This window comes from Parasphingorhabdus sp., assembly GCF_036568145.1.
Classification (GTDB): domain Bacteria; phylum Pseudomonadota; class Alphaproteobacteria; order Sphingomonadales; family Sphingomonadaceae; genus Parasphingorhabdus.
In genome coordinates, this window is sequence record NZ_DATCTC010000018.1 from 1 (window position 1) to 15270 (window position 15270).

18 protein-coding genes, 2 tRNA genes and 2 pseudogenes are annotated in these 15270 nt (G+C 54.9%); 5 read left to right on the forward strand and 17 right to left on the reverse strand.

The features are described from left to right. On the forward strand, positions 1–753 hold a 753-nt coding region (locus tag VIN76_RS06060), incomplete at its 5' end, for an oligosaccharide flippase family protein (RefSeq protein ID WP_332040937.1). 16 nt (positions 754–769) lie between these two features. Here VIN76_RS06060 and VIN76_RS06065 read toward each other — a convergent pair. From VIN76_RS06065 to VIN76_RS06115, 11 genes are all read right to left on the reverse strand, one after another. Continuing rightward, on the reverse strand, positions 770–1696 hold the full coding sequence (locus tag VIN76_RS06065) for a glycosyltransferase family A protein (protein WP_332040938.1): 927 nt from the start codon (positions 1694–1696) through the stop codon (positions 770–772). Positions 1697–1862: 166 nt separating this feature from the next. After that, positions 1863–1936: transfer RNA gene (locus tag VIN76_RS06070), tRNA-Gly, on the reverse strand. A 45-nt stretch (positions 1937–1981) separates the two neighbouring features. Next, positions 1982–3514, reverse strand: a complete 1533-nt coding sequence (gene glpD / locus VIN76_RS06075) for a glycerol-3-phosphate dehydrogenase (RefSeq protein WP_332040939.1) — start codon at positions 3512–3514, stop codon at positions 1982–1984. A gap of 46 nt (positions 3515–3560) precedes the next feature. After that, positions 3561–3953, reverse strand: a complete 393-nt coding sequence (locus VIN76_RS06080; protein ID WP_332040940.1) for a GFA family protein — start codon at positions 3951–3953, stop codon at positions 3561–3563. Between the two features lie 161 nt (positions 3954–4114). Next, positions 4115–4816 carry a 50S ribosomal protein L1 gene (rplA, locus tag VIN76_RS06085; RefSeq protein WP_332040941.1) on the reverse strand — a complete coding sequence of 234 codons (702 nt, stop codon included), beginning with the start codon at positions 4814–4816 and terminating at the stop codon, positions 4115–4117. 4 nt (positions 4817–4820) lie between these two features. After that, complete coding sequence (gene rplK / locus VIN76_RS06090; RefSeq protein WP_332040942.1) at positions 4821–5252, reverse strand: 50S ribosomal protein L11; 432 nt, start codon at positions 5250–5252, stop codon at positions 4821–4823. 151 nt (positions 5253–5403) lie between these two features. Further along, positions 5404–5937 (reverse strand): transcription termination/antitermination protein NusG, encoded by a 534-nt coding sequence (nusG, locus tag VIN76_RS06095; protein WP_332040943.1) that lies wholly within the window; start codon positions 5935–5937, stop codon positions 5404–5406. A 48-nt stretch (positions 5938–5985) separates the two neighbouring features. After that, complete coding sequence (gene secE / locus VIN76_RS06100) at positions 5986–6189, reverse strand: preprotein translocase subunit SecE (protein WP_332040944.1); 204 nt, start codon at positions 6187–6189, stop codon at positions 5986–5988. Between the two features lie 143 nt (positions 6190–6332). Beyond that, a complete protein-coding gene (locus tag VIN76_RS06105) occupies positions 6333–7208 on the reverse strand; it encodes a phytanoyl-CoA dioxygenase family protein (RefSeq protein WP_332040945.1) in 876 nt (291 codons plus the stop codon). A gap of 219 nt (positions 7209–7427) precedes the next feature. Further along, positions 7428–7817: a VOC family protein gene (locus VIN76_RS06110; RefSeq protein WP_332040946.1), complete on the reverse strand. Its 390-nt coding sequence runs from the start codon at positions 7815–7817 to the stop codon at positions 7428–7430. Between the two features lie 31 nt (positions 7818–7848). Further along, positions 7849–7924: transfer RNA gene (locus VIN76_RS06115), tRNA-Trp, on the reverse strand. A gap of 260 nt (positions 7925–8184) precedes the next feature. Here VIN76_RS06115 and VIN76_RS06120 point away from each other — a divergent pair. Then, positions 8185–8541, forward strand: a complete 357-nt coding sequence (locus VIN76_RS06120) for a PilZ domain-containing protein (protein WP_332040947.1) — start codon at positions 8185–8187, stop codon at positions 8539–8541. A gap of 86 nt (positions 8542–8627) precedes the next feature. Then, complete coding sequence (locus VIN76_RS06125) at positions 8628–9167, forward strand: cupin domain-containing protein (protein ID WP_332040948.1); 540 nt, start codon at positions 8628–8630, stop codon at positions 9165–9167. A gap of 43 nt (positions 9168–9210) precedes the next feature. On the opposite strand, the gene VIN76_RS06130 is transcribed toward VIN76_RS06125, so the two are convergent. After that, positions 9211–10431, reverse strand: a complete 1221-nt coding sequence (locus tag VIN76_RS06130; RefSeq protein WP_332040949.1) for an aromatic ring-hydroxylating dioxygenase subunit alpha — start codon at positions 10429–10431, stop codon at positions 9211–9213. Between the two features lie 126 nt (positions 10432–10557). Beyond that, positions 10558–10905: pseudogene (locus VIN76_RS06135) on the reverse strand (YbaN family protein); the annotation flags it as partial. A gap of 290 nt (positions 10906–11195) precedes the next feature. Between VIN76_RS06135 and VIN76_RS06140 the strand changes: the two are divergent. Continuing rightward, positions 11196–12116, forward strand: coding sequence for a hydrogen peroxide-inducible genes activator (locus VIN76_RS06140; RefSeq protein WP_332040950.1), 921 nt, complete (start codon positions 11196–11198; stop codon positions 12114–12116). Next, complete coding sequence (gene aat / locus VIN76_RS06145; RefSeq protein ID WP_332040951.1) at positions 12116–13000, forward strand: leucyl/phenylalanyl-tRNA--protein transferase; 885 nt, start codon at positions 12116–12118, stop codon at positions 12998–13000. Before VIN76_RS06140 ends, aat begins: the two co-directional genes overlap by 1 nt. Before the next feature lie 35 nt (positions 13001–13035). Here the strand turns inward: aat and VIN76_RS06150 are convergent. From VIN76_RS06150 to VIN76_RS06165, 4 genes and pseudogenes are all read right to left on the reverse strand, one after another. After that, positions 13036–13287 (reverse strand): annotated as a pseudogene (locus tag VIN76_RS06150) (DUF2155 domain-containing protein); the annotation flags it as partial. Between the two features lie 223 nt (positions 13288–13510). Beyond that, positions 13511–13912 (reverse strand): NADH:ubiquinone oxidoreductase subunit NDUFA12, encoded by a 402-nt coding sequence (locus VIN76_RS06155; RefSeq protein WP_332040952.1) that lies wholly within the window; start codon positions 13910–13912, stop codon positions 13511–13513. Positions 13913–13993: 81 nt separating this feature from the next. Then, positions 13994–14512, reverse strand: a complete 519-nt coding sequence (locus VIN76_RS06160) for a DUF192 domain-containing protein (protein ID WP_332040953.1) — start codon at positions 14510–14512, stop codon at positions 13994–13996. Positions 14513–14524: 12 nt separating this feature from the next. After that, on the reverse strand, positions 14525–15178 hold the full coding sequence (locus VIN76_RS06165; RefSeq protein ID WP_332040954.1) for a cold shock domain-containing protein: 654 nt from the start codon (positions 15176–15178) through the stop codon (positions 14525–14527). Positions 15179–15270: the final 92 nt, after the last annotated feature.

The following is a 15270-nucleotide window of genomic DNA, read 5'->3' on the forward strand; positions in this document are numbered from 1 at the left end:
GGCCGCTGGTTCGACGCGCACCTGGTCGGGGTCTATACAACCGCCCTGCTGTTGACGCAGATTTTCAATAACAAGGTGATCCCGCCGCTGAACGAAGTGGCCTTTGCCGCCTATTCGCGGATGCAGGATGACAAGGCGGCCCTCACCAGCGGCTTCACGCGCTCGGTCCGCGCCATCATGGTCGTCGCAATGCCCTTTTTCTTTGGGCTTGCCGCGGTGGCAGAGCCATTGGTGCTCACGCTGCTGGGTGAAAAGTGGCGGGAAGTCGTACCGCTGCTTCTGCCGCTGGCCCTCGCTATGCCGTTCTGGACTATGTTCACTTTGCTGCAACCGGCGACAGACGCGCTTGGCCGGCCGGGCATCGGATCGGTCAACGCGGCCATAGGCGCACTCATCATGCCGGTCACATTCCTAGTCGGTGTGCGATGGGGCATATCGGGAATCGCCTGGGCCTGGCTGATTGCCTATCCGCTATTGCTGGCATTTTCCGCCGCGCGGTCACTGCCCGTCATCGGCATCCGGTTCGGCACTTTCCTTCGCTGTGTCGCGCCGCCGGTTCTGGCGGCTGCAGTCATGGCGCTGGCCGTCATTATGATTAAGCGCAGTTTGCCCGATATGCCGCAAGTGGCGCAGCTTGCGCTGCTCGTTACATCCGGGGGTTTGATCTATAGCCTGTGGTTGCTGTGCTTTGCACGGGAAACGGTGCGTGACCTGATCCTGCTGGTGCGCGGACGGGCTATTGGTGCGCCGTAATCGGGCCGCCTAGTCTTTACGCAACCTGCGCGATGGCGGTGCGTGTCGCGTCGATATAAGCATTGCCATGATAGCGGCAGCTTCCGATAAAATGAATGAAGCGCACATCGGATGGCACGCATTCATTCCAGAAATTGATATAGCGATCATAGGGCAGCAGCATAGCATCCGGTTCATTTGCAATGACGAAATTAGACGTCACCTGCTCGCTTCCCCAGCGGGCCCAGCGTTCTTTGCCCAGCAGGCGCACTGCCTCGCCAGAGAAAGCCTCTGCCAGTGCCCGTCCGCCCTCTCCGCGTGCAAACCCCGCAAATCCGGAACAGCCACGCACATATTGCGGGCTTTCCAGCATCGGCAGTGAAACGCGGTCAAGCACACATTCGATCGCGCCCTGCACATGGGCGCCGGGATTGTGCAGATAATCATCATCGCATAGCTGTTCTGCTATTTCGATGAAGGATTTGAATTCGGAATCAGGATCGCCGCGCAGCGTGAAACTGCGGTTTGCGGCAATGGCATCGGCAACTTCCGGAATGTCCCCCAGCGTCACCGTGTCCGAATCTAGCTGAATGACATAGTCCGCCGCGCGCAGGTCGAGTATCGTCAAAAGCCGCTCCCATGTCCCCCCGCGCGGGCATGGCCCGGTATCCACGTCATTCAAGGAAATGATACGCGGATTTCCCAGATGCGCCGCGAGCATATCGCGATCACCGGGGGTCAGCGAGCCATCGTCAAGGATCACAATCCGTCCGCGCTTCAACCGTGCATGCAGCGATTTTATCGCCACCAGATAAGGCAGCAATACGCGGGTTCCGATCATCGAGAACAGGACCAGCCCGTCGTCCACCGGATCCACTGGCGGCGTATCCAGAACGGCGCGCGCTGCACTGCGGTGCGTGCGTTCTTTCCACAACATGTTGAGTTTATTTACAACCCTGCTCATTTTATCGCTGTAACCCGTATAATATCGCTTCGGGAACGATAGAGCAGAGAGGTAAATCTTCCGTAACGATTGCCACTCGCCCGGCTTTGTATGTCCACGGGGTCGTATCCCTGAATTGATTTCAATCAGGGGCTGTATCTCACAGATTTTTTGCTGATTTTGGTGATGGAGCGGGTGAAGGGAATCGAACCCTCGTCGTAAGCTTGGAAGGCTTCTGCTCTACCATTGAGCTACACCCGCCTGTTTCCAAGCGCCGCTATTGCCATCGCTATCGCGGCGCGTCAATCAGGAAACTGTTCCTGATGCCTTTGCTTTGACGGTTTTTGTTTTCAAATCTCGGTTTCGGCCCTGACTGGTGAACCAGTCTGCGAGTGATGCTTGCTCCCCCTCGCTCATATGCAGGCCCAGCTTTGAGCGCCGCCACAGCACATCTTCTGCGCTCTTCGCAAATTCATGCTCGATAAGCCAGCGTAGCTCGGCCTCGTAAAGGCCCGCGCCGAAATACTGGCCAAGCGCGGCCTGATCTGTGGCTCCGGCCAGTATTTGCGCTGTATCCGTGCCATAAGCCCGCACCAGCCGGACCATTACGTCTTTGTCAATAAACGCCCAGCGCTGCATATATCGGGCGACCAGCGCGTCAAAACCATCCACCGGAAAATCACCGCCCGGTAGCGGTGCATCTTTGGTCCAGTCGTCCGTTTCGACATGCAAAGCGGATTTCAATGTCTTCATCGCCTGCCGCGCCAGCACGCGATAGGTGGTTATCTTGCCGCCAAAGACCGACAGGACCGGCGCTCCGCCGTCTTCATTATAATCAAACACATAGTCACGGGTCACCGTCGAAGCCGACTGGCTGTGATCGTCGAATAAAGGCCGCACGCCCGAATAGGTCCACTGGACATCGCCGCGGGTCACGGGCTGCGCGAAATATTCGCTCGCTACCGCGCAAAGATAGTCAATTTCGCTATCGCTGATCTTTGCCGGACCTTCCTCATAGCTCCACGGCTGATCCGTTGTGCCGATCAAGGTGTGGGTGCCCTCGTAAGGAATGGCGAAAACGATCCGGCCATCCTTGTTCTGGAATATATAGCTGTGATCACCTTCAAATTTACGGGCGATGACAATATGGCTTCCTTTGATAAGGCGCAGCTTTGCCGGATTGCTGCTGTCATATAGCGCTGTCACAGGGTCAACCCACGGACCGGCGGCATTGACCAGAACCTTGGCCTGTTCTGTCACTCCGCCATCACTACCGTTCAACTGTAAAGTCCAATGGTCCGCGCTGCGTTCAATGCCGATACATTCGGTCTGTGTCCGGATATCCGCGCCGCGCTCTTTCGCATCGCGCGCTGTCAGCGATACAAGCCGCGCATCGTCCACCCAGCAATCGGAATAGGCGAACCCTTTTTTCAGCCGCTTTTGCAAGGGCGTACCGCGAGCATCCTTGAGCAAATCAAGGCTCTTTGTCCCCGGCAATATCGATCGCGAGCCCAGATGGTCATAAAGAAACAGGCCAAGGCGCAGGAACCAGGCGGGGCGCATTCCCTCGTCCACCGGCAAAACAAAGCGCATGGGCCAAATGATATGCGGCGCGTTGTGCAGCAGCACTTCCCGCTCCTTCAAGGCTTTACGCACCAGAGCAAATTCATATTGTTCCAGATAACGCAAACCGCCATGAACCAGCTTGGTGCTGGCCGATGACGTATGCGCTGCCAGATCGTCCCGCTCGACCAGCAGTACACTCAGGCCCCGGCCCGCCGCATCGCGCGCAATGCCTACCCCGTTTATGCCGCCGCCGATAATTGCCAGATCATACATAGACTATGTCATATAGCTTCTGGCCAGATGTTCAATGCGGCGTCGCTCACTGGCTGTTTTGCGGCAAGCCGTCGGTAATTTCGTAATAATCGCCTTTGTCCGCTGTAAAGATATGATGGGTCAGCTTTGCACCGGTCGGACCGTCGAACAGGCCCATAGCGATAGCGATCCCGTCCTTGCGTAGAGGGTCCCAGAAAAGCGTCGAGCCACAGGTTCCGCAAAAACCGCGCCGTGCGTTATCGGACGAAGGATACCAGCGGACATTTTCCTCACCCTCGACCGAAAGTGCGCTTTTCGGCACGTTCGTGCTCACCAGATAATGCCCGGTCTGTTTACGGCATTGCGAGCAGTGGCAGCCATCCGCATCAGAGAGTTTTCCCTCAACCCTGATCTTCACTGCGCCGCAGAGGCATGAACCTTTATGTGCTGTATCCGGCATGTTGAATCCTTTCTTGTGCTGCGGATTATCATGGCATTATATTTTCACTGAGAACGACCGGCCGTGCAAGTGAAAGTCGCCCCAATAAAAAAGGCCGGGATCTCTCCCAGCCTCTTTTCATTATCCTTGTCACCCGCCGTTCGGGCAGGTGGAAAAAGCGTTTAAGCGCCTTCAATCTCGCTGAGATCGACTTTCAGGCCGGGGCCCATGGTCGTGCTCAGACCGATTTTCCGGACATATTTGCCCTTCGCGCCGGCTGGTTTGGCTTTGACAACCGCATTCACAAGCGCATCAAAGTTCTTGCGCAGATCCGCTTCGCTGAAGCTCACCTTGCCGATGCCATTGTGGATGATACCCGCTTTTTCAACGCGATATTCGACCTGGCCGCCCTTGGCGTCCTTGACCGCTTGCGCGACATTGGGGGTAACCGTGCCCAGTTTCGGGTTAGGCATCAGGCCTTTTGGACCAAGCACCTTACCAAGACGGCCAACAACACCCATCATGTCGGGGGTTGCGATAACGCGGTCATAGTTCAGATCGCCGCCCTGCATGGCTTCCATCAGGTCTTCTGCACCGACAACATCTGCGCCAGCTTCTCTCGCTTCGTCTGCTTTCGCATCCTTGGCGAACACAGCAACGCGGCTGTCTTTACCGGTACCCGAAGGCAGCGTGATCACGCCGCGGACCATCTGGTCAGCATGGCGCGGGTCAACACCCAGATTGATTGCAACGTCGAGCGTTTCGTCAAATTTGGAAGAAGAAGCGAGTTCTTTCAGCGTCTTGATAGCTTCATCAATGCTGTAGAGCTTTTCGCGGTCAACTTTCTCGTTAATCGCCTGCATTTTTTTGGAGAGTTTAGCCATGTTCTTATCCCTCCACCACGTCGATGCCCATCGAACGGGCGGTACCCGCGATGATTTTAAATGCTTGCTCAGGCGTGTTCGCGTTGAGGTCAGCCATTTTCATTTCAGCAATTTCATTCACCTGCGAAGATTTGATCGTGCCGATGGATGACTTGCCCGGTTCGGCTGAGCCTTTTTTCAGCTTTGCAATTTTCTTGAGCAAATAGCTGGCTGGTGGTGATTTGGTTACAAAGGTAAAGCTGCGATCCGCATAGACCGTGATCTTTGTCGGGATCGGCGCGCCTTTTTCCAGCTTGTCTGTAGCTGCGTTAAACGCCTTACAGAATTCCATGATATTAACACCGCGTTGACCCAGTGCAGGGCCGATTGGCGGGGATGGGTTTGCAGTACCGGCTGGTACTTGCAAATTGATATAACCATCAATTTTCTTAGCCATTTGGCTGTCCTTTCATTCTATCTCCGCCACCGATAATGATGCCGGATCAAATTAAGCGGTCAAACGAATGATCCGAAGATCATTCTCCCGCATTGGTGATCCAGAGGCTGAAAGCCGCTGGCCTATCCGGCAACCAAAGTTGCCAAATCTCTTATTTCGCGACTTCCACCTGCTCAAAATCAAGCTCGACAGGGGTCGCACGGCCAAAGATCGATACCGATACCTTGACGCGGTTTTTCTCGAAATCCAGTTCCTCGACAATGCCGTTGAAACTTGCGAACGGACCATCCAGAACCTTGATCTGGTCGCCAATTTCGTAATTGACCGTGATCCGCTGTTTCGGTGCGTTGGCTGCTTCCTCTTTGGTGTTGAGGATGCGGGCCGCTTCGGCTTCGCTAATCGGTTGCGGCTTGGTGGTGCCAAGAAAGCCGGTGACTTTTGGCTGGTCTTTCACAAGGTGATAGACATCGTCGTTCATCGTCAGCTTGGCGAGCACATAGCCGGGGAAGAATTTCCGCTCCGACTGCACTTTTTTACCGCGTCGCACTTCGGTCACGGTTTCGGTCGGGACTTCGATTTCCTCGACCAGAGCTTCCAGACCCAGACGCTTGGCATCCGCCTCAATGGCTTCTTTGACCTTATGCTCAAAGCCTGAATAAGCGTGAATGATATACCAGCGTGCCATGTAATAAACCTAATCTAAAAATTGCGCTCTGAAACCGGGTGGCGGGTTTTAACCGCCTTTGGCAAGACCAAGAAGCCAACCGACAATACCGTTAAATACCGAATCAGTGCCGAGGAAAAACAGCGCCAGAATCGTGGTCATGATTAAAACCATGATCGCCGTTCTGACTGTTTCGGGCCATGTCGGCCACACAACCTTGCTATTTTCGGCGCGGACTTGCCGCATAAATTCGCCGGGATTGACTTTCGCCATGGTTCGATTCCTAAAATTACTTATCCAAAACCTGCATAAACTCCGGGTGTCAGTCTATGCGACTGGGAACGGATATATGCACGATAGCGGAAAGAACGAGTCCTTTAACCACTGATTCGGTCTTTCGCAAGAAAAGAGTGCGCTTAACCCAACACACGCGCCGGGTGCATGCCATCGACATAGCCCATGAAAGGTTCGTGGATGGAATAGCCGAGCAGCTCCTGCACCCGTTTCGGTAAAGCAGCGGCTTTATCGGGCGGGACGGCCAGTAACATGGTTTCCAGCGGCCGCATCCAGCCGGGACAATATTGCGGCGTCACGATCAAGCGCGGGCTGTCCGAACGGTTGGCGCCGCCGCGGTGCCATAAATTGCCCTTGGCTATCATCAAGGAACCGGCGGGCATGATGGCCTTGACCGCATCGGGGTGCGCGCCGGGATCTTCATCCTGACCGCCATCCTCTTTGGTCGAGAAATGGGCAAGGCTGTTGGCTCCGTTCAGCTCTACCTTACTCCATAGATGGCTACCGGGGATGACTTCGGTCGCGCCATTATCCTCTGTCATCGGGTCAATCGCCCAAAAACTGCTAACGCCCAGCGCTTTACGGGGAAGCGGCTGGCGGCAATGCTCGTCATCCATATGCCAGGGCTGCACCGTTTCGCCGGGATGCAGGTTAATCGCCAGACAGGCGGATAACAGGCAGGAACGGCCCAGTTCGCGCTCTGCAAAAGCCAGTTGCAAGGGGTGGGTCACAAGGTCAGCGAATATGGGGTTCTTGCCCAACATGGCGTAGATCCGGTTGGACTGCACACCTTCAAACACGTTGCGGCCGCGAACATCCGCCTCGATAAAGGGGCGCAGCGCTGCACGCTGGCGCTCCACCTCATCCGCAGTCATGATGCCGGGGAAAATCACATAGCCATCGGCTTCATATTGTTCCCAGCATTGCTCGAAACTTCTCCCGCCCAGACAAGGCTTTAATGCAGCCTCATCAGCTGCGGCTATTTTCTGTTCGATCATCAAAGGAATATGGCAGAAAACAGCGATTCTAGCAATGTTTCGGAGTGACGCTACGGCATGGCTGATAAGGGGTGCTTTTAAGGGTATTTTCCCTGACTTTCCGTTAACCCTGAGCCTGTCGTAGGGTGTTTCTAGATAGGGCGGAGCGTCAAGCCCATAAACGCCCTTCGACAGGCTCAGGGCTAAGGGACTCTTCCTTGTCCAAAGACCAAACCGGCATCAATGCCGCTCAAGCAGTTCCCATTTATTTCCGAACGGATCGCGAAATATGGCCAGCTTGCCATGATCCTCGAATCGGGGTTCTTCGACAATATCAACGCCAGCGCGTTCCATCAGGGCAATGTCGCCGTCAAAGTCATAGGTTTCAAGGAACAGGAATACCCCATTGCCAGCCTGTTCGCCGATCACTTCTTCCTGCGCTTCATTTTCCGCCAATGTCAGTAAAATCCGCGTTTCGGTGCTGCCTTGAGGAGCGACCAGAACCCGGCGCTTGTCATCGGACAGCTCGATGTCTTCGACAAGCTCAAAGCCAAGAAGCCCGACATAAAAGGCAATGGCCTGATCATAATCGGGCACAATCAGCGATATTGCGGAAATAAACTGTGTCATTGTCGGGATCGCCAGTTTTACGGAAAAGAAATGGCAGGAGTGCACGGACTCGAACCGTGGGCCCTCGGTTTTGGAGACCGATGCTCTACCAACTGAGCTACACTCCTGCACAGGCCAATCAAATATTTTTGATAAAAGCCAATGCGCGCGCATTAGCGCCATGTGCGATCGAGGGCAAGCGTCATTCTGCACTGCGCCCCCGAAACAGTCCCTTTGATATTCTCCCGCCGCCTGACATGGTTAATATTGACCCTACCTCCGTTAACCAAGCGAAAGAAGGTACGGTTTACCCAGCCGTGGCAAAGCATATCCGCCGGTCCGTGCGCCGTTCGCTGTAGAACCGGCTCTCTTTGAGATGGAGTTTCCAATGACTCATGTCACGAATGAAGAATTGAAAATTACGCCTATTGCACAATCTTATGCCTTGGCCTCCGATGAAGACCGCTGCGCGGTGCGGCACAAGGTCGCTGTGCCTGCGAAACTGCGATTCTCCGGGTGCAGCAATTTTGCGGTTACGGTTACGGATCTATCACTGGCCGGCTTTGCCTGTGACGCGATGGTGCAAGCGCATCCCGGCACAAGATGCTGGCTGGCCCTTCCCGGCTTGACCCCGCTGGAGGCGGAGGTGGTCCACCGCAACAATCTTGGCCTCGGCTGCGCATTCCATAACCTATTGAACGCGGCTGTGCTGGACCGCTTTGTTGCGGGTTATCCGGCTTCATAACTTAAGGGCAAGATGTTCCTGACCGCCGGTTTCCCCGGCTCGCCAGTTCTGTTATATCCTGTCTGCAAACCGGACCGGAGAATGACATGGCACCAACAAGCCCCGCAAAACCAGAACCGCTAAAGGTACTTCGCATCTTTCGCAAAGAGGACGCACAGGATTTTGTCGAGGCCGGGCACATGTCCTATGTTGATGACGCCCCTGTCATCCTTGATGGCATCACCAAAATGGCCGAAGAAGGTGTAGCCGAGGGCTTTAAAGGCACATGCCTGTTCAGTGGTTTCGGCTTCTCGCTTCACCATTTCTGGTTCAAACCCGGCTATCCGCTACCGCTACACAGCCATGACAGCGATTGCCTCTATTATATCATCGCAGGCGATATCCGGATGGGGACCGAACATATGGGGCCGGGCGACGGCTTTTTCCTGCCCGCCGAAACACCATATACCTATAATATCGGCGAAAAAGGCGTCGAAATCCTCGAGTTCCGGACCGAAGAGGATTTCAACATCCAGTTCAAAGGCAAGACCGAAGCCTATTGGGAACAGATGCTACAAAAATTACGCAGCGAACGTCCCCAATGGCGCGAAGCCCTACCGCCCAGCCGCGATTACCGGAACGCTTGAAAGTTTAGGCGGCGAATCCATTAGGAGTCAGCCGCCCTAAAGCCTATTCAGCCGCCTGTAGTTGCGGAGTGAAAATCCTGTTCAGTTCCGCATCATCGGCCTTGACCAGTTTTTCCACCCACTGGTGGAAAGCCTGTCCGCCGCCTTCGTTACGGCCAAACCAGACTTTGTCGATCAGGCCGGATTGCAATGCTTCGTGCTGGCGTTTTCCGGTCTTGTAATCTTCCTCGGCAACCACTGTTTCCAGGAAGGCAAACTGGTCATGCGCGCCCTGCCGCACAGCATCGTCAGTAGGCTCATTCTCCATCACATAATATTGTGTCGTGAAACTTTCTCCAACGGTTTTGCCGGGATAAAGAACAGATATCATCGCTCCGCGACCGCCGCCGCCGTAAAAGCTGGCAATCGAGACACAAGGGAAAATCGTCCATACGCCCTGCGTCAATGCTTCGATTGGCCAGTCTTCTTCCTCCATCTTGCTGAGGTCCATCTTCTCGTCGCTGCCGGTCTTTTGAGCATAGACGGACGGCGCGGAAAGCCTTTGGTGCGGGCCCCAGGCAAAATAATTGGCCCGGTTAAAGAAATCAGCCCCGAATGTATCCTTGTGCAGGACCGGCAAATGATAGAAATCCAGATAGCCGTCAAAAGCGGTCTTCCAGTTGGGGCCGGTCAATGTTCGCTGTTCAAACAGGTGCCAGTCCTTGAACCCGAAATGTTCAAGCATTTCGTCATATCCGCACAGGAAAGCCTCCATATCGAGGGTGCTTTTCGGATCAAGTGTAACCCAAATCAGACCCGCCCGTTCAAGGGTCGGGAATTTGGTCAGGCAAAAGGCAGCCTTGTCAACCGCTCCAAAATCCTGAGGTGAAGCGATGGCAAGCAAATCGCCGTCATTTTTGAATGTCCAGCCATGATAGCCGCAGGTAAAGCGGTTTGCCTTGCCACTGCCTTGCGCTACCGGGTTGCCGCGGTGGGTGCAGCTATTCAGAAATGCCTGTGCGGTGCCATCTTTCTGGCGCGTGACCAAAACCGGTATTCCGGCAATGTCCATCGCTTTGTAACTGCCCGGTTCCGGCAATTCACAGGACGGCGCGACCGTCAGCGGCAGACGTTTGAAAATGCGTTCTATTTCCAGTTCAAACTGGTCTTCATCGGTATAATCCGAAGCGGGGATCGCCACCACATCATCAACCAGTTCCATGGTACCCGCTTTGCCATGCTCAATCAGCGTGCGATTCATTTCGATCAGTTTTTCAAGTGACATATCTCTCTCCGTATTTTCTGCCGAGTTTATCAAATACGGGCGGGGATCAAACTATCCTTTATGCGGGGGGCTCTCATTCGGTGAATTTGCGTCATCCACTCTATCGGGTGCGCCATCAGGTGCGGGTTCGTTGCGCGTCCATATCCATGTCCCGCAAATCAGCGCCGCCGCCACAGGAATCAGGTTCCACGGCAGTTTCAGGAAAATCAGCGCTATCACGATACTGACCGCAAAAGCGGCAATCGCCGCCCGCTTTCCGCGTTTGGTTATTGCCCGCTGGTTACGCCAATGACGAATGTGCGGGCCAAATACATGGTGGTCCAGCAACCACGCCTCCAGCCGCGGGCTGCTGCGCGCAAAACAAAAGGCGGCAAGGATGACGAAAGGCACAGTGGGAAGCAGCGGCAGAATCACGCCAAGACTGCCCAAGGCCAGTGCGATGAATCCTCCCGCCAGATAAAAATGCCGTTTCATAGATCTGGCGGTATCATATATGCCGCGCGGCGGAGCAATGTAATTCGGCTTTCGCATCGTAAAGCCTGAAACTGAGCAGTCCAAAAAAAAGGGGCAACAGCAGAAAGAGGGAAAGCTGCTGCCCCAAGCTGGGATAAGGAAATGCGGACTATCGAAACAGCTACAATGGAACCGTTTTTTATCCTGCTTTCTCTTGTACGTCTTGATATTGCAGAGAGTCGGTGATATTTCAAATCGAATAAAACTCGATTTATCAATAGATACCATCTATCATTCTGGCGAGTATCAATATGCCGACTTTACGCCAATTTCAATATCTTGTGGCCATTGCCGATCACCGGCATTTTGGCCGGGCGGCTCAGGCGGCCGGAGCTTCGCAGCCGACTCTCAGTCACCAACTGCGCGCACTGGAAGCGCGGCTGGGCGTAACGCTGGTGGAGCGGCGGACCCATGCCGCTGAATTATCTCCCATAGGACGCGAGATAGCCGAGCGGGCAAGACAGGTGCTTGTCGCGGTAAAGGATATCCGCGATTTGGCGGAACGCGCCAGCGACAGCCTTGCCGGGACTTTACGCTTTGGCGTGTCACCCACGCTTGGACCTTATTTAATGCCCCCTGTTATCGCCGCCCTGCACCGGGAGCGACCCGATCTGCGTTTCTACATGCAAGAGGGCATCCCCGATTTGCAAGCCATGGAACTGGTCAAGGGCGCGATAGATATGCTGCTGGGGCCGCTCCCTATCGAGGGAGAAAACCTGACCATAGAGCCGCTGTTTCGGGAGCCCCTGATGTTGATTTCATCGCCCGACCACCCGCTTGCCGGGCGCAAGAATATTGATAAGGCTGAACTTGTCGATGCTCCGGTGCTGAGTCTGGACAGACGGCACCATTTGCACCGGAATGTCGCAGAACAATGCAGCTTGCACCGCATGCACCTGCTTCAGGATTATGAGGGAACCAGCCTGGACTCTGTGCGCCAGATGGCGGCTTCCGGCCTGGGACTGGGCATATTGCCCGCGCTATATATCCGTTCGGAAATCACCCATGGCGCCGATGTTGCCGTGCTGGATGTTGAAGGGTGGAATGCGTCGCGCAGTATCGCTATAGCATGGCGCAGCGGAGCCGGTTTTGCCGACCAATATCACGCCGTGGCCCAGCGCATTGCCGAGGAGGCGAAAACCCTGCTTAAACAGGTTCAACAGACGCATTAATGACTATCGACCTTGATTTACTGCTAAAGGCCTATGCGTCCGGCATCTTCCCCATGTCCGACGCGCGCGATGACCCGGAGACTTTCTGGGTAGAGCCGAAGACACGCGCGATCCTGCCGCTTGACGGTTTTCACATGTCGCGTTCGCTACGAAAGACCATCCGGTCTGACCGGTTTCTGGTCACGGCGGACACGGCATTTGCCGAGGTGATTTCCATTTGCGCCGAATCAGCATCGGACCGTGAGGAAACATGGATCAATGCAGAGATTGAGGAGGCCTTTTGCGCTCTTCATGAAAAGGGCCATGCCCATAGCGTGGAATGCTGGACGATTGATGGCGAAGGCAACAAGATGCTGGTCGGCGGATTATACGGGTTGGAAATCGGCGGTGCGTTTTGCGGAGAAAGCATGTTCTCCCGCACCCGCGATGCATCAAAAGTTGCGCTTGCCTGGGTGGTCGCGCGCCTGATTGTCGGGGGTTACTCTTTGCTCGACTGCCAGTTCATGACCGATCATCTGGCGTCACTGGGTGCGATTGAAATCAGTCAGTCCGAATATATCAAAAGGCTGCGCGCGGCACAGGCCCCCTATTCGCCGGTATTGGCAGAAATCAGGTCGTCCAGCGTTTCAACCGCTTCCGGTGCGGCCCGTGGAGTCGTTTCCGGAACAGGACGCACAGCAGGCGGCGAGGCTGCGGGAGGAGTTGTCGGTACCGGCGCGACAGTCCCCGACCCGTTACTTTCCGCCCCGTCATTTTCGGTGCTGGATGGATTGTTGCCAAGGTTGGAAGATGATGAGCGCGGCTCGGTAGCGTCTGCCGCACCTTCGGGTGCCTCTGCCTCGCCGGGGAAGCTCATTTCACAGCTTTTGACCCAGACATCGTAAATCGGGTGTTCCACCACATTTAGCGACGGAGATTCGCGGAACAGCCAGCCGGAGAAAACCTTCACCCACCGGTCATCCCCTTTGCGGGTGGGGGGCCGGTCATTGACCAGAAGCTGCACAAAAGCGCCCTGCTCCGGGTTAAGTTCCCACGGAGCGGTGCGTTCACAGGCACGCAAACGGACAATCGCACGGCCAACGCGGACCGACTGACCCGGTTTCAGTTCCAGATCGCGGGTCTGGCCGTTGCGTTTGTTCAAAAATCCCAATGTCGCGACCCGCTCTGCCATCGGGGTGCCAATCTGGTTACCGATTTGCCGGACCAGCTCTTTATCATCGACAGCTTTCAGATCAGCTTTTTCCGCTGGTTGACCGGTATTTTCCTCACCGGTATCACCGCCAAACAGGCCGCAGCCGGTCAGCGTTCCGGATAACAGGAATATGCCGGCACATATCTGCAAAAAGCGGTTTTTATTGAACGCAGAAGGGCCGTGGCCAGAAATCATCCAACTATCATTCAACCTCGGCCGGATTCCATGCTTCATAGTCGCCAGTCGCCGGAGCCCTGACACCGCCCCGTTCCAGAGCGCCCGCCGGACGATAAGCAGCCGCGGTGCCGGTTAAATTGCCGGTAGGCTCTTTTTCCCAGATGCGTGGTTGCGGCATATGGCTTTCCGGAACTTCATCAAAATTTTTATGGAGCCAGCCATGCCATTCAGGTGCCACGCGGCTTGCGTCATTGGACCCGGAATAAATGACCCAGCGCTTGTCGCCATCTTTGCCAGGATTTTTTGAGGCATAATATTTATTGCCAAAAATATCCTCGCCAACGGACTTGCCTTTGCGCGCGCTGAACAAATGAGTGCCGATGGTTGCACCATCCCACCATGTGAAAATTTTGCCTAATATTCCCATGCCGCACCGCTTAGCCCCACGAGAGGGGGGTTCGCAATTAAAAAATGCTCCGAAAACTCCGCCATGCGCCCTTATGCGCTTTTAATGCGACCACTTCACTATGTCGCCCGGCCCGATTCCCAGCTCAGCCGCTCTTCCGCCTGCCAATTCCAGCACGGCCGCAACCGGTTCCCCGGATTCGACACCGTCAAGGGAATAAGGCGTTGTATTGGCGGCAATGGATTCGATCGAGCCGTCACTGCGGATAAAAATAATGTCGAGCGGAATGAGCGTATTCTTCATCCAGAAATTGGCCATCCGGCTCTGTGCAAAGGGAAATAGCATCCCCTTGTCGGGGGCCAGTTCCTTGCGAAACATTAAACCCTGCGCCTGTTCTTCCCGGGTGCCGGCGACTTCCACCGTAAAGTCATGCTGTTTCCCGGCGGAAGAAATGGTCAGCGCGATAAGTTTCAAACCGGCCTCCGATACGCCTTTATCTTGAGGTGCGGCTACCTGCGGCTGCTGGCTTGCGGTATCACCGGCCTGGGCATTGCAACCTGTTATGCCGACGCAGGAAAGGAACAACACCGGCAACAGCGCCTGTCTGGAAAATCCGTTCATGAAATTAGTCCGTTATCTGGAAAGTTGCGAGCTGCAAACCTGTACCGCCATATAGCCGCGATCACCAGTATCAATCCGCGCCAGCATATTTTCGCCGGGCATAATCTCTGCGATTCCGGCATTGCGAAGGGTTTCCATGTGCACGAAAATATCGCCGTCAACGCCATCGACGACAAGGAAGCCATAGCCCTTGGCCCGGTTGAACCATTTCACCTCTGCTTCGACAAAGCTCGAATCGACTTCCACCACATTATTGGACGGGTTCTTTACTTCTGGAACAGGACGGGGGGTTGGTTTGGCGCAATGGGATTCGTCTATTTCCAATATTCTGGTCGCCTGCAAACCTTTGGCGGCATCCACATATTCGCATGTTACCCGCGCCAATTCCGGCAAGTCCCTGCGTTTCAATGGCTCCAGCACGGTCCAGTGGACCAGAATGTCCTGATCATTATAGTCATCGTCCGTATCGGGAATGATGAAACCAAATCCGCGATGCGAATCGAACCACTTTACACGGCCTGTGGTTTGCAAAACACGGGAGCCCTGACTTTTTGCCGGGCGATTTTGAATCCGGGAATCATCGGGCGCACTACCGTCATAGTCGTTCGCCGGGCCACCATCTGTCATGGCGGGGGTTATAACGGGTTCTTCGTATACGCTTGCCACAATAAATCTCCGAACTCACTCTCCTGATTTGGTCTAAACTTTGGAATGGCTTAGCCAAAAGAATCGGACAAATGAACTATAGCAGATTTATT

Excerpts from the sequence above, each read along its gene's own strand:
- nusG (WP_332040943.1), bottom strand. The coding sequence starts at position 5,937 with ATGGCACGCTGGTATATCATTCACGCTTATTCAGGCTTTGAGCATAAG.
- VIN76_RS06155 (WP_332040952.1), bottom strand. The coding sequence starts at position 13,912 with ATGGGAATATTAGGCAAAATTTTCACATGGTGGGATGGTGCAACCATC.
- VIN76_RS06160 (WP_332040953.1), bottom strand. The coding sequence starts at position 14,512 with ATGAACGGATTTTCCAGACAGGCGCTGTTGCCGGTGTTGTTCCTTTCC.
- VIN76_RS06125 (WP_332040948.1), top strand. The coding sequence starts at position 8,628 with ATGGCACCAACAAGCCCCGCAAAACCAGAACCGCTAAAGGTACTTCGC.
- aat (WP_332040951.1), top strand. The coding sequence starts at position 12,116 with ATGACTATCGACCTTGATTTACTGCTAAAGGCCTATGCGTCCGGCATC.
- VIN76_RS06065 (WP_332040938.1), bottom strand. The coding sequence starts at position 1,696 with ATGAGCAGGGTTGTAAATAAACTCAACATGTTGTGGAAAGAACGCACG.
- VIN76_RS06140 (WP_332040950.1), top strand. The coding sequence starts at position 11,196 with ATGCCGACTTTACGCCAATTTCAATATCTTGTGGCCATTGCCGATCAC.
- VIN76_RS06120 (WP_332040947.1), top strand. The coding sequence starts at position 8,185 with ATGACTCATGTCACGAATGAAGAATTGAAAATTACGCCTATTGCACAA.
- VIN76_RS06110 (WP_332040946.1), bottom strand. The coding sequence starts at position 7,817 with ATGACACAGTTTATTTCCGCAATATCGCTGATTGTGCCCGATTATGAT.
- VIN76_RS06105 (WP_332040945.1), bottom strand. The coding sequence starts at position 7,208 with ATGATCGAACAGAAAATAGCCGCAGCTGATGAGGCTGCATTAAAGCCT.
- VIN76_RS06130 (WP_332040949.1), bottom strand. The coding sequence starts at position 10,431 with ATGTCACTTGAAAAACTGATCGAAATGAATCGCACGCTGATTGAGCAT.
- secE (WP_332040944.1), bottom strand. The coding sequence starts at position 6,189 with ATGGCGAAAGTCAATCCCGGCGAATTTATGCGGCAAGTCCGCGCCGAA.
- rplK (WP_332040942.1), bottom strand. The coding sequence starts at position 5,252 with ATGGCTAAGAAAATTGATGGTTATATCAATTTGCAAGTACCAGCCGGT.
- glpD (WP_332040939.1), bottom strand. The coding sequence starts at position 3,514 with ATGTATGATCTGGCAATTATCGGCGGCGGCATAAACGGGGTAGGCATT.
- rplA (WP_332040941.1), bottom strand. The coding sequence starts at position 4,816 with ATGGCTAAACTCTCCAAAAAAATGCAGGCGATTAACGAGAAAGTTGAC.
- VIN76_RS06080 (WP_332040940.1), bottom strand. The coding sequence starts at position 3,953 with ATGCCGGATACAGCACATAAAGGTTCATGCCTCTGCGGCGCAGTGAAG.